11 protein-coding genes are annotated in these 12,801 nt (G+C 65.9%); 4 read left to right on the top strand and 7 right to left on the bottom strand.

Annotation, left to right across the window (positions count from 1 at the left end; all coding sequences use genetic code 11):
- Positions 1 to 132: 132 nt before the first annotated feature.
- The gene (locus tag WMR31_RS21990) at positions 133 to 1,224 is read left to right on the top strand and encodes a LuxR C-terminal-related transcriptional regulator (protein ID WP_340541083.1); all 1,092 of its coding nucleotides are present in this window, start codon (positions 133 to 135) and stop codon (positions 1,222 to 1,224) included.
- A 203-nt stretch (positions 1,225 to 1,427) separates the two neighbouring features.
- Here WMR31_RS21990 and WMR31_RS21985 read toward each other — a convergent pair whose 3' ends face one another.
- From WMR31_RS21985 to WMR31_RS21970, 4 genes are all read right to left on the bottom strand, one after another.
- Positions 1,428 to 3,050, bottom strand: coding sequence for a thiamine pyrophosphate-binding protein (locus WMR31_RS21985; protein ID WP_340541082.1), 1,623 nt, complete (start codon positions 3,048 to 3,050; stop codon positions 1,428 to 1,430).
- 168 nt (positions 3,051 to 3,218) lie between these two features.
- Positions 3,219 to 4,715 (bottom strand): GMC family oxidoreductase N-terminal domain-containing protein, encoded by a 1,497-nt coding sequence (locus WMR31_RS21980; RefSeq protein ID WP_340541084.1) that lies wholly within the window; start codon positions 4,713 to 4,715, stop codon positions 3,219 to 3,221.
- An 8-nt stretch (positions 4,716 to 4,723) separates the two neighbouring features.
- The gene (locus WMR31_RS21975) at positions 4,724 to 5,137 is read right to left on the bottom strand and encodes a gluconate 2-dehydrogenase subunit 3 family protein (protein WP_340541081.1); all 414 of its coding nucleotides are present in this window, start codon (positions 5,135 to 5,137) and stop codon (positions 4,724 to 4,726) included.
- Positions 5,137 to 5,865, bottom strand: coding sequence for an SDR family NAD(P)-dependent oxidoreductase (locus WMR31_RS21970; RefSeq protein ID WP_340541080.1), 729 nt, complete (start codon positions 5,863 to 5,865; stop codon positions 5,137 to 5,139). The genes WMR31_RS21975 and WMR31_RS21970 overlap by 1 nt, the downstream gene beginning before the upstream one ends.
- Positions 5,866 to 6,159: 294 nt before the next feature.
- Here WMR31_RS21970 and WMR31_RS21965 point away from each other — a divergent pair, with 294 nt between their 5' ends.
- Both WMR31_RS21965 and WMR31_RS21960 read left to right on the top strand, forming a co-directional pair.
- Positions 6,160 to 6,885, top strand: a complete 726-nt coding sequence (locus WMR31_RS21965; RefSeq protein ID WP_340541079.1) for a hypothetical protein — start codon at positions 6,160 to 6,162, stop codon at positions 6,883 to 6,885.
- A 271-nt stretch (positions 6,886 to 7,156) separates the two neighbouring features.
- The gene (locus WMR31_RS21960; protein ID WP_340541078.1) at positions 7,157 to 7,693 is read left to right on the top strand and encodes a flavin reductase family protein; all 537 of its coding nucleotides are present in this window, start codon (positions 7,157 to 7,159) and stop codon (positions 7,691 to 7,693) included.
- A 641-nt stretch (positions 7,694 to 8,334) separates the two neighbouring features.
- Here the strand turns inward: WMR31_RS21960 and WMR31_RS21955 are convergent.
- The 3 genes from WMR31_RS21955 to WMR31_RS21945 all read right to left on the bottom strand — a co-directional run bounded on the left by WMR31_RS21955 (position 8,335) and on the right by WMR31_RS21945 (position 11,001).
- Positions 8,335 to 9,093 carry an ABC transporter ATP-binding protein gene (locus WMR31_RS21955; RefSeq protein ID WP_340541077.1) on the bottom strand — a complete coding sequence of 253 codons (759 nt, stop codon included), beginning with the start codon at positions 9,091 to 9,093 and terminating at the stop codon, positions 8,335 to 8,337.
- Positions 9,090 to 9,920, bottom strand: coding sequence for an ABC transporter permease (locus WMR31_RS21950; protein WP_340541076.1), 831 nt, complete (start codon positions 9,918 to 9,920; stop codon positions 9,090 to 9,092). The genes WMR31_RS21955 and WMR31_RS21950 overlap by 4 nt, the downstream gene beginning before the upstream one ends.
- A 61-nt stretch (positions 9,921 to 9,981) precedes the next feature.
- Positions 9,982 to 11,001 (bottom strand): ABC transporter substrate-binding protein, encoded by a 1,020-nt coding sequence (locus tag WMR31_RS21945; RefSeq protein ID WP_340541075.1) that lies wholly within the window; start codon positions 10,999 to 11,001, stop codon positions 9,982 to 9,984.
- 639 nt (positions 11,002 to 11,640) lie between these two features.
- Between WMR31_RS21945 and WMR31_RS21940 the strand changes: the two genes are divergently transcribed.
- The gene (locus WMR31_RS21940; RefSeq protein ID WP_340541074.1) at positions 11,641 to 12,507 is read left to right on the top strand and encodes an alpha/beta fold hydrolase; all 867 of its coding nucleotides are present in this window, start codon (positions 11,641 to 11,643) and stop codon (positions 12,505 to 12,507) included.
- The last annotated feature ends 294 nt before the right edge of the window (positions 12,508 to 12,801 follow it).

The raw sequence follows: 12,801 nt of genomic DNA, 5'->3' as shown, positions 1-12,801 counted from the left end.
GCCGACCCCGACGCCGTGATCTCCCCACTCGACGAGCCATGGGTCGTCTACACCCAATGACTCCCGCCGACTCCTGACCGAGCGGTCGGGGATCCGGTGCCAAGGTGGCTTGTCAGAGAGGGTGAATACGCGTTGACAGTCTCGTACCCAGATGCCGCGAGGCATGAGTTCGCCGGGGCATTGCAATCGGCCCTGACGGTCGAGGAGGTCGGGCGCGCCTTCTTGTCGGCAAGCGGCAGGGTACTGCCGGCTTGCGCCGTCGGCCTGTACCGGCTCGACGTCGACTCGGGCGACGTGATCGAGGTGCATTCCGACGCCGAGGGCCTGTTCCTCGAGGAGTACGAACGTTACGGCCGTGCTGACGACCCCGTCCTCGACTTCGTGCTGCAGCAGCGTCGGCCGATCGACTCCACCCGTGCTGCAGGTGGCAAGAAATGGGAAGCAAGCGGGGCCCGAGCAGCGCTCGGCGGAGCCGGCCTCGAGCATTCCCTCGAGGCGCCATTGGTCGTGTCTGGCATGCTGCTCGGTACGGTCAACTTCGCTCGCGCCGCCAAGGAACCCGCATTCAGCCATGATGATCTCCTATCAGCTCGGTTGGTGAGCGAGCAGGTCGGCCTCGCCATGGAACGGGCGCTGCGTTTCGAACTGACCGGACAACGCTCATCCATGATGGAGAGCGTCCTGGATCGGGTGCCGCAGGCGGTGATCGTGACCGACCTGGACGCGCAGGTGATATTCCGCAACCGGGCGGCGCGCAACGACCTCGAGCCATCAGGCCCGGCAGGCGTCGGCACGCAGGCGACATCCGCCGTCGAGAAGGCGATCGTCGAGGCCATGGCCGAATTCCGGGTCGACGGCAAGCGCGTGCACATTCAGAGTTTCCGCGACCACAAGACCAGCGCCCGGCGCATCCTCAAGAGCTATCGCCTCGGCCGCACTCAGGGAGCCGCGGTGAACCTCGTCTTCGAGTGCGGCGACCAGCATGACGTCCAACAACTGCCCGTCTGGCAGGTGCTCTCCAAGCGCGAGCAGGAGATCGCACAATTCGTCAGCGAGGGCCTCACTACCAAACAGATCGCCGACCGCGCCTACATCAGCGAGAACACCGTGAAGCAACATCTCAAGCGGGTGTTCGCCAAGACGGACGTGCGCAACCGAGCCGAGCTCGTGCAACTGATCTGGGCGTCGGGGAGACAGAGTTCGACGCCACCTTCGGGCGCCTGAGAGCGGGCTGACTCAGCTCAGCCTGGATCCACCGATTGTCGGCGTTTGCTGCGCGTCATCAGATGGGTGCGATGGCAAGGCGCGGTCGCGAAGGCGTTCTGGTTGACCGTCGAGCGGCCGCAACGCCGCCAGCGTGCCCATATCGTGGCGCGTAGCAGGCGAGAATCGGTGAATCCAGGCTCGGATCCAGCGTGGATCCGAACTCAATGATCTCCGGGATCGGGGATCGAGGTGACGTCGAGCGAGACGTCGACCAGGACGGGCCCGCACCCCGGCTGGATCATCTCGGCCAGTCTGTCGAAGTCCGACCATGCGCTCACGCGCAACCCGGTGGCTCCCAGGGCGGTGGCGACGTCGACGAAGTCGGGCCACTCGAAGGTCGTCAGGCTGGGATCCAGGGATTGGGCGACGAAGCGGTAGTACTCAGCGCCGTACGCCCCGTCATTGAGCAGCACGATGACGAGGTCGAGTCGCTCACGCACCGCGGTGTTGAGTTCGGCCAAGCCACCGAGCATGAAGCCACCGTCACCGACGATGACCAGGCTAGGCGCTGCGGGGCGCCCGATCGCGGCGCCGATGCCGTAGCTGACGCTCATTCCGATGTGTCCGACATTGAGACAGTGTGCGTAGTTCCACGGGTGCTCGACGCGCAAGATTCGGAGTGACTCGTGGGAGAACCGTCCACCGTCGATCGTCAGCGTCCGATCCGAGGGCACGATCGACTCCACTTCGTGGAGTACGCCCGTCAGAGTCAACGGGCCGTCCGAGGGCGCCGTCCCCTGGTCTTCCTGGCGCCAGGCCTGCAGCCGCGCGGCGAGGTCGTCGCTGCGGAAGCGTTTGGGCTCTGCCTCGGCTTCGTCGAACAGGTCCAGCAGAGTCGTTGCCGTCACCGCCGCGTCCCCGGCCACCGCGATGTCCGCCGGAAAGTTTCGGCCCAGCGCCACCGGGTCACTGTCGACGTGGATGACTCTCTTGCCCACGAGCAGCTCGCCGTTCCACGTGGTGAGCGAACTCAGCGCAGCGCCGAAAACGACGAGGCAGTCTGCTCGTCCGATCACCTCCATCGCAACGGGATGAGAGAGCGTGCCGACGATGCCGATGTCACACGGGTCACCTGAGAACAGGCCCTTGCCCCTGAGCGTCGTCGCCACGGGAGCACCGATACGCTCGGCAAGAGCGCGCAACGCCTCAGAGGCTCCGGGGCCGCCGGCACCACGTCCAGCGATGACAAGCGGCCGGGAGGACCCGATGATGGCGCCCGCCGCGTCCTCGAGCTCCTCGCGGGTCGGCGTCAAGACCCCGCTCACGAGGTAGGGAATCCGACCCACGCCTACGCTTGTCTCGGCCTGCTGGAAGTCGGCCGGCAAGTCGAGCACGACTGGCCGGCGCTCTGCGCGCGCCTGAGCCAGCGCGGCCGCCAGGTCGACGCCGACCGTCTCGACAGAGCGGACCTCGCGGTAGGAGGCGCCGGTCGGTGCGACGATCTCGCGCTGCGGAATGTTCTGCAGGTGATAGCCCTGGGACCGAGCCGTGTCACCCGCGATCACGACGAGGGGATAGTGACCTCGGGCGGCATCGAGTAGCGCGCTGACGCAGTTGGCGATGGCGCCGTGCGTCACGGTCGCGACCCCCACGCGTCCGGTGACCGCGGCATAGCCTGCGGCCATCAGCACCGCCCCTCCTTCGTTGGAGGTCGCCACGAACTTGCAGCCTTGTTCGCGGTGAAAGGAGTCCGCGACATACATGTTCGCGTCCCCCATGACACCGAAGACGACCCCGACGCCGTGGGCCCGCAGCCCTCGGGCAATGACTTCGTTGACTCGCATCATTGCCTCCTCGGGCCAGCGATGGGGGTGGTGCAATCGGTGTCACGGCTCGAGGCAAGGCGGCGGCTGCCCGGCCCGCGTGAGTATCGGCCTTCACCGACCAACCTCGGGTCGTGCCCAGCCTCACGTGAAGGAGGGCATAGCGGCCATGAGCCGCGGCCTATCCTCTCAGCCGACGACGGCGAGGTCGGGCAGCCGGGGCTGGCCACCGAGTACCCCGTTCAGATGATCGGCGAGCCGCTCTGCCAGGGCCATGATGGTCAAGGACGGGTTGTAGGTCAGCGTCCGTGGGATCACGGACCCGTCGCCGATGTACAACCCGCTGACGTCCCAGAGTTGTTGGTCACTGTCGCAACAGGACCGGTCGGGATCGGAGCCCATGGTGACACTGCCTTGCACGTGGGAGGTGATGTAGCCGGTGGACACCACACGCTTGGCGCCCGCGGCGTACAACACCTCGGTGCAGAACGCATGCGCCTCGTCGAGCCGACGTTGGTCCTCTGGCGGAATCGGGACCTCGAAGCGCCCGACGTGATCCTCGGTAGCGGTGACCTGCCCGAGGTTGGAGTCGTTGGTCATCATGAAGAGGCCAGCGAGATGCCGGTAGGCGCTCATGGTCTCGGTGAGGGGTGTCCCGATCAGGGGCGTGAAGTCGTCGGCCACGAGGGCGGAGGCGAGCGCGATCGGGTCCATCACGGTGGTGGCCTCGACAATGAAGCCTCCGGCGGCGTCGTCGGCGAAGTCCTGACAGTGAGCGGTGATGGGGTAGACGACGTGCGTGTCCATGATCTCGTCGAAGACCCCGTGCACCATCCGCGCCGTGTGGGTGCCCAGGGTGCGTCCTACGAGCTTCGAGGCGGGGGTGCCGAGGTCGGCCAACCCCGACAACTGGAGTAGTTGTGGGGTGACGAGTGACCCGGCTGCCAAGACGACTATCGAGCTCTCGATGGTGCGCTCCACACCGTCGGGCCCGACGGCGACCACCCCGATCGCACGCCGCCCGCGATCTCCATCGGCCTCGGTCAGGATCTGGACGACTCGCGTCTCGGCTGCGACCTTCAACTGGCCACGCACGACAGCACCGTGTATGTATCGGTTCAGGGTGGTGCTGCCACTGTTGGTAGGACAGCCCGCGGTGCACGAACCACAGCTCTCGCAGTCGCTGTTCGTATACGAAGGCACAGGATGCAGTTCGTGGCCCAGGGACTGGAAGCCCTTCTCAACGACGTGCACACCAGGTGTCCAGTCCGCGCGATGCCGCACCCGCATGCGCCGCTCGACGACGTCGAACCAAGGGTCGAGGTCCGCCGCCGAGAATGCCTGGCCCTCTCGATTCACCAGTCCAGTCGCGTCGTGCCACTTCCGGTAGTCCTGCTCGATCGCTCGCGCTCCGACCTTGGTGTTGATGTTGGTCGTGCCGCCGACGCTTCTACCCGACACCATCGCGATCGGGCGTTGTCCATCCGCGCGGGTCTGCGCCATCCGCGGAGGGTTCCACAGTTGCCTGGTCGCACCTAGCTCCCATCTGCTGAAGGAACCGGCCAGGTGGTATCCACCGGTCTCGATCAGCAGCACGTCATGACCAGACTCGGCGAGTCGGGTCGCTGCGATGCCGCCCCCGGCTCCTGACCCCACCACCACCACGGTGTGCTGCTCGGATGCCATCGTCTGCTTCATGAACTGCTCTTCTCGTCTCGGTGGCACCGCAGGAAGGTCCAATCCTGTTTGGCGCGCGCGGCCATAGGGGCGCTGGTGAACGCGATCGCGTCCCAGGCTCCGGGTCCCTCGTAACCAGGTTGGCGGAAATCGCTGTAGTAGGCCTCGATCGCTAATGCACGCAACCAGCCGAACCATGGACGCGTGGCCAACTCCTGCCAGGAGCCTCCGCCGAGCTGGGATTCCCGGGCTTCGTCGAGAATGGCGCAGAGGGCTTCCCTCGGCTCGGCTGCGAGGTCTGCCGCCATGCTGTCGATATAGACGGCCGGTCCGGCCGGCGCGCTGCCGGGCACCACGAACTCGCAGATGCCTTCGAGCACTTCGAACTGCTCGGGGTTGAAAGAGAACAGCGCTCTATTTGTTTCAGCCATCAGTAGGTCACACTTCCACCGTCGATGTTGAGCACCTGACCGGTCACCATGTCCGCGCCCGGAGAGCACAGATAGGCGATGCCTGGCGCGAGGTCCGTGGGTTCGAGGCGGCGCTTGATCATCTGACTCGCGACGACCCCGTCGAAGAATTGGGCGACGTCTCCGTCAAGAGCGGCCTGGGTTGCGGTGAGTCCGGGCGTCACGACGTTGACGGTGATCCCATCGGGTCCCAACTCGGCAGCCAGCGAGCGAGCCATGCCGATCATCGCTGCCTTGGTGGCCGCGTATGGAACGAAGCCAGGAATGCCTTGATGCACCGCAGATGAGGAAATCAGGATGATGCGTCCATGATTCGAGCGCCGCAACTGCACCAGCAGCGCCTGGATGACCGAAAGTGCTCCAGCGACGTTGAGGCGCCAGAGATCCTCGAATTCATCTGACGTCCACTCCTCGACCCGTCGGCTGGGGAAGCGGCCAGCAGCCACCACGAGCACGTCGACCACCTCGGTCACGTCCTTCAGCGATTCGCTGGCGCGAGCAACAGATTGGGGGTCGGTGACGTCGCACTCGATCTGCGTGACACCGGGCAGATCCGCGGCAGTAGCGATGTCGAACCCATAGACGGTGGCCCCTTGACCCACGAGCTCCGCGGCAACGGCACCACCGATTCCTCCGGCAGCGCCAGTCACGACAGCCTGAGTCCCAGAAAGCGTCTCTTGAAGTCTCATCGGCGCTGATGCTATTCGCTGCGCACATCAGCCGATGTCACCCGAACGGGGTCTATCGAGGTGCTTGCTCCAATGCCGCGGGAGTCCGGCTCAGGCAATCCATCAGCGATGTTTGTACGCCTCTGCGCCGCACTGGTGCGGAGCCTCAAGCCGCAGGCTCCCAGAGGCAAGGGGGGGGGCGTTCTTGCAGGCGATCCGAAAACCTTGACGACTACCCCTGGTCATCAGAGACTCACGTGCTCTGTCACTAACCGAAGGAGTCTTGATGAACTGCCGCCAGCCGATGACGAGGACGTGGCTTCGATGAGCGGGCCTTCAGGTGCGCCGACCGCGCTCGACCGATTCCACAACCACCTTGAGATGACGGTCCGGATTAACGACCCCGTCGTGGGCTTCTCAGACGTCGCCGGGTTCAAGTCAGGCAGCCCCGCCTGGCCCGGCCTTCCGACGTGGGCACAGTTGCAGGAGGTGCGCGAGATTGTGGGGGCTATTCGCACGGTGAGCGAGTACATTCTGATTCCACACGACGACGAAGCTCCGCCCCTTCGATTCGCGGTTGTCTGGGACGACTCACAAGGCGCCCGGCGGCACGCTCGTGTCTATTACGATTCGCGAGCCTTCGGCTATAGCGTGCCGAGGCCGCCCGTGGTCGCGCCTGATCGCTATATCGCGCGACCGCACTTCATGGGACGATTCGAGGAGGCCATGGTCACAGGGGACCCCGACGTGTTCGCTGCGGCGCTCGCCGCGGACGCGATCGTTCACGAGTCCACCGCCGCCCTCGACGGCGCGAAGTTCGCTTCGATCATCGGGAACCCGTCCACTCCCGATGACAACAGAGACGGCCGAAGCGCCGGCGTTCCGCTCCAGTTCTGCACGGTCACCACCGACGGCGCGGTCGCGGCCGCCGAGCACGTCGTGTGGCGTCGCCCCCCACATGCAGGCTTGGGTGTCTATACCCAGGGACCGGACGGCAGGATCAACGAGTTCAGGGTCTACGAGACTCCGGCCGTGCACTAATGCCGGGACCGCGCCGAATCTGGTCGATGTCCCTGCCAGGCGCGCTGCGACCATGCGAGGTCGCGCCACCCCGTGATGCCCGGGCCCGACCCGTACCGCATGAGCAGTGGGCCGTCGCCAGCATCGGCGGCCGGCTCGCGTCGCCTGAAGTCCTGGGGCAGGCCGGTCACGCTGCGCACGCTGGGTGGCGGTGCGCGGACGGGTTCGAGACCATTCCGGTGACCGGAAAGCGCTCGCTGCAACGACCACACGCCGTCGGTAGCATCACTACATGAGAACCGCAATCGAGCCGTCCCCGCTGGAGATGCGCGCCGCGATGGGCAACTTCGCAACCGGCGTGACGATCGTGACCGGCCTGGACGAGGGCGAGCCGGTCGGCTTCGCCTGCCAGTCCTTCGCGTCGGTCTCGCTCGAGCCGCCGCTCGTCCTCTTCTGCGCCGACCACCGGGGCCGCGCCTGGCCACGGATCCGGCCATCCGGCCGGTTCACCGTCAACGTGCTCGGCGAGGACCAGGCCGAGCTGTGCCAGCGGTTCGGCTCGAGCCGCGGCCGCAAGTTCGAGAACCTCGCGTGGGACCTCTCCCCCGAGGGCACCCCCAACCTGCCCGACACGCTGATGCGGGTGCACGCCACCGTCGAGGACGTGCACGTCGCCGGCGACCACGACGTCGTGATCGGCCGGGTCACCCGCCTCGAGACCCCGCACCGCGCCACCCCGATGCTATTCTTCCGCGGGAAGTTCGGCGTCGAGAACCAGCACGAGCATGTCGTTCCGTACCTGTGGGGCTGGGGCGACCACTGGGGGTGAGTGGCCCCGAGCTCGTCGAATGGCCGCGAAGGCGCTGGCCGGGTGGCGCAACGAGACTGTGAGGACTCCTTGCGTCCCCGCTCTTGCCGGGCCGCGACTCCGGGTGTCCGCTTGGGGTTTGCCGGCCCCGGTCTAGGCGCGATCAGCTGGCCTGATCCGGAGTCAGTGGCGCGCGTCGAAAGCTGCTGAACCTATGACGCCGGAGAGGTCTACTCGCCAACCCGACGCAGAGCGCGGGATCTGGCGGCCGGGCCACGCAGCAGATCGACCGCCAACCGGATCACCCGCTCCCGAGGCTGTTCAGGAGGCCGCAGTCCTTGGGCGACCGGCCCACGCGCATTCCCGGGCCGACCGCCAACCGGATCACCCGCTCCCGAGGCTGTTCAGGAGGCCGCAGTCCTTGGGCGACCGGCCCACGCGCATTCCCGGGCCGACCGCCAACCGGATCACCCGCTCCCGAGGCTGTTCAGGAGGCCGCAGTCCTTGGGCGACCGGCCCACGCGCATTCCCGGGCCGGCCGCCACGGGCCTTCCATCAGCGCAGCGTCAGTGCGTCGTGCACCATCAATCGTGACCAATCGTGCGCAGGACCAACAAGCACCTAGACCTCGACGCTTCGGGGACGACCGCCTTGACCGGCGGTCATTCGACGCCGAGGTCGGCGAGGAGACTCCTGCGCAACGTGCTGAAACCGGGGGTCCCGGGAGTCCGTTCGTTGGGTTCGACGACATGCTCGGAGAGGATCACGCCATGGTCGAGCACGATGACCCGGTCGGCCAACGAGATCGCCTCATCGACATCGTGGGTGACAAAGAGGACTGCTGGCTGATGGCGTTCACATAGGCGCTTCAGCAGATTCTGCATCTTGATTCTCGTGAGTGCGTCCAGCGCCCCGAACGGTTCGTCGGCGAGCAGCAACTGCGGCTCGCGCGCCAATGAACGCGCCAGAGCCACTCGCTGCTGTTCGCCACCGGACAGCTCACGCGGCCATGCGTTCTTCCGGTGACCGAGCTCGACCTCCTCCAGCGCGAGTTCGGCTGCACTTCGGTTGGCCGAACGTGACCTGCCTAGGGCGCGGCCATTCAGCCCGAACGTGACGTTGTTCATCACGTTCATCCACGGCAGCAGACGCGAGTCCTGGAAGACTACGGACACGCTGTCGGGGACGACCACCTCGCCGTGGCCTTTCACATCCCAGTCGAGTCCGGCCAGTGCCCGCAGCAACGTGCTCTTGCCGCTACCACTGCGGCCGAGCAGCGCCACGAACTCGTCTCGTTGGATCGTGAGGTCCAGGCCCTTCAAGATCTCAGTGTCCCCGAACCTGCGGCTCAAGCCGAGGACCTTCACAGCCGGTTGAGCGATAGCCGGTTGGGCGATCTGTTCCATTGATGTCTTCGTCATCCGACCGTCTTCCTCCACCGAAGTACCCGCCGCTCCAGAGTGCGCACCACACCGTCTGCCAGAAGTCCGATCATCGCGTAAACCACCAGGCCGACGATGATCACGTCGGTCTGTCCGAGCATCGAGGCGTTGGCCATCATGAAACCAATGCCATTGGTCACGTTGATCTGCTCCACGACCACCAAGCCGACCAGAGCGATCGTCACGGCATATCGAAGTCCGACGAAGACCCCCGGCATTGCGCCGGGAAGCAGGACCCGCCAGGCGAATTCACGACGGCTGATTCCGAGAGTCTCCGCCAGTTCCAGGTGACGACTGTCGATGCCTCGCAGGCCGGCGTAGGTGTTCAGGTAGACAGGGACCAGCACGGCGGCCGAAATCGTGATGGCCTTCATCGACTCACCAATACCGAACCACACGATGAACAGCGGAATCAGCGCCATCGTCGGGATCGAGCGCTTGACCTGGATGATGCCGTCCACCACGCCCTCCCCGATTCGGGACATGCCCGCAATCAACGCCAGGACCGTGCCGACCAGGACTCCGATGGCCAAGCTGGTCAGGGCACGCGCAGCAGACACCGCCAGTGCGCTCTGCAGACGCCCGGATTCGATCAGTTCCCAGCCGGTCGTGACCACCTTCCAAGGGGCCACCAATGTGTAGGGATCGATCCAGCCGAACGCAGAGGCGACGCTCCACACGATCAGGAGCAGGGCCGGACCGATGAGCACGTTGAACGGGATCCGCTTACCTGGCCCGAGCCGGTGACGCAGGGGCCTGGTGTCCACCATGCTCGGCGGCTTGAGGTTGCGTGTTGTCGTCGTCACGAGACTCCTCTAAGCGGCTCGTAGGGCCGTACGAGATGACGGCGAACGCCGGTCCCGTTCACTACGAAGCCTCAGGCGCATCTGGCTCGAACCGCCGGTCGAAGAGGTCGTTGACGTCGAGCTCCTCCATGTCCTGGAACTCGGCGAGCAGGTCAGCGTTCACCTGGAATCGCTTCATGCTTTCAGACCAATCCTTGGGAACGTCGAAGGTGCCAAGGTTCTCTACGAGCTCCTCCGCCGCCGGGACGGGAAGTCCGAGGACCTTGGAGTAGTAGCCCGCGGCGAACTCTTTCGGGTTCTCGTTGATCCACAGCTGCGCTTCTTGCCACACCTCGGTGAACTGCTTCATCGCCGCGGCCTTCTCGGAGTCACGCAGCACCTCGCCGTTGGCGATCAACATGTAGGCGTCCTCGCGAACCCCGGGCTGGAAGTAGCTGCCGCCCTTGTCTCCGTACTGGGCCAGGTACTGCTGGAGGTGCCCACGGTTGAGATTGAGCGGAGCGACATCGACCTGATCGTTGGCCAGTGCCCGAAGATAGACGTCAGGAGTAGTGGTCGGCATCTCCACCATCTCGACGTCGTCGGGCGACAAGCCCAACTTGTCCAGCAGCAACAGGATCGTCACGCTGGGCTGGGCGCCCGGTGGGTAGGCGATGGACGCCCCCTTGAGGTCTTCGGGGCCGGTCACGTTCGACCCGGGTGAGATACCGAAAGCTGACTGCGGGTGGTCGAGCGGGTCCACCGTCTCGCGCAATGCCACAGTCCGGAGGTCGAGCCCGCCCCAGGTCCCGGTATAAACCATGGAATCGGTTCCAGCAAAGGCGTCCAGCGAGCCCCCGCGTACCGCCTGGATGAGCTGGTCGCCCGGCAGGCCCGCCACCCACTCGATCTTGAAGCCGAGCTTCTTGTCCAGACCGGACAACTCCATGGCCGCCTGCGTGCCGGTGTCTGAGATCTTGAGGACCGTCTCCGAGGAGACGTCATTCGAGATCGGGTCGGTCTCACTACCCGTCGCTGTATCGTCGCCGCCGCAACCGGCTGCCGTGGCAACCATGAGGCCGACAGCCGCAACTGCCGCCACGCGGCGTGCCCTGCTCCAGAATCCGCCCGCATAACCTCGGTCTCGGTCGCCTAGGCTGAGGCGCCGCCTTAGTGTCGTCGACAAAATCGATCCTCTCCGTGCAACCTTTGACTTGGGTTGGGAGCAATGAATCGCACTGCCCCGCCGTACGGTGGCCGAAGCATGCAGTGTGTGGTGTGAGGCGAGCAACACCGACGTTTTGCTGAACGGACCAGGATTGGACTTGTCGTAATGCACGAGCGCTGAGAGGTGTCGGGCATGGTGCCCGAATGGCTCATCCCACCTGAAATGGGGGTGGTGAAGTCCGCTGCCGAGAGCGCCGTGAGTAACCGTGTGTCCCAGGAGAGCACGTGCTCATATGACCGCCTGGATAGGCCGAGCAGGCCAGCCCTGGGCTTGGGCGTGACTCGCTGTCGAGCCAGCTCCTCACCATGCCCGCTCTTTCGGCGCGGACAGATGCCTATCGCGGTTCGTTCAGCGAAATAGGTCTGTTGTTGCGCCTGAACCTGGGCGACGATGCTCCGGCAGAACGAGTGATCAATGCGACCCCGTCGGGCGGCACATGAGCCGTGTGACGGACGAAGGAGTTGTCGTGAGCGCAACGGTTGAGACCGGTGAGGTGGCAGAGGTGGTCGCGCAATGACCGCGGAGACGATGGACGTCGACGGTCGTGCCGTACGGGTCGAGGTGGCCGGCGACGCTGCGGCAACGCCGGTTCTGCTCCTGCACGGCAGCGGCCGGAGCCTGGAGGACTGGGACGAACTCACCGAGCGCCTCGCCGGCAGCCACCGGGTGATCCGAATCGACCTGCCCGGCTTCGGCTACTCGGCCCCCGCGGCCGGCGCCATCGGTCTGGGACCGATCGCGGCGACCATCCCCAAGGTGCTCGACCTCGTCGGCGAAGTTCGTCCCGTCCACGTCTGCGGGAACTCGCTCGGCGGCGCCGTCGCCATGCAACTGCTTGCCGATCATCCCGACCGGGTCCGCTCGACGGTGCTGCTCAACAGCGCCGGCTTCGGCGCCACGGTCACCTGGCAGCTTCGGATGCTGGCCCTGCCCGGCCTCGGGTGGCTGGCGACCCGGCGTCCGACGAAGTCCTCGGTGGCCATGCTGGAGAAGTCCATCTTCGTCGACAAGAGCCTGGCCACTCCGGAGCGCATCGCGCGAGCGGTGACTCTGAGCACACGCCCCGGTGCCGGCGACTTCATGCTGGCGATCGTGCATGCGCTCGTCACCTGGCGTGGCATGCGTCCTGAGTGGCGCGACGACCTGATCGGTCGCGTCGCGCCTCTCGGGCGACCGGCGCTCGTCATCTGGGGTGACCGTGACCCGATCTTCCCGGCTACGCACCTCGAGGCCGCGCGCCAGGCCCTGCCGCACGCGCAAAGCCACCTGTTCGCGCAGACCGGCCACATGCCACAGATCGAGCGGCCCGACGAATGTGCCGACTTGATCGCCGGATTCATCGCCTCGGTGGACGAGGCCGGGGAGTCGAAGGTCAGCTGAGCCTTCGAGGCTGGTAGGACCCCCGTGGCCCGTCGCCAGGACGGCGCCCTCGTTCGTCGACGCTCTCCGCATCGAGGACGACGTCGACCTTCCCAGCTCGGCGACGGAGCACAGGACTCTTCGGCGCCAGCGTGCGGACCCCTCTCGGGCGGCCCTCGTCGCCTCACTCAAGGTGTCCCGGCCACCAGGGCCGGGGCACTTGACCTTCCGCGCTCGCTCAGGAGTCGGCGGGAGTCATTGGGTGTAGACGACCCATGGCTCGTCGAGTGGGGAGATCACGGCGTCGGGGTCGGC

This window comes from Nocardioides epinepheli (assembly GCF_037936805.1).
Lineage (GTDB): Bacteria > Actinomycetota > Actinomycetes > Propionibacteriales > Nocardioidaceae > Nocardioides.
Note: the sequence above shows the minus strand (reverse complement) of the source record. Positions and strands in the feature narration are given on the sequence as shown.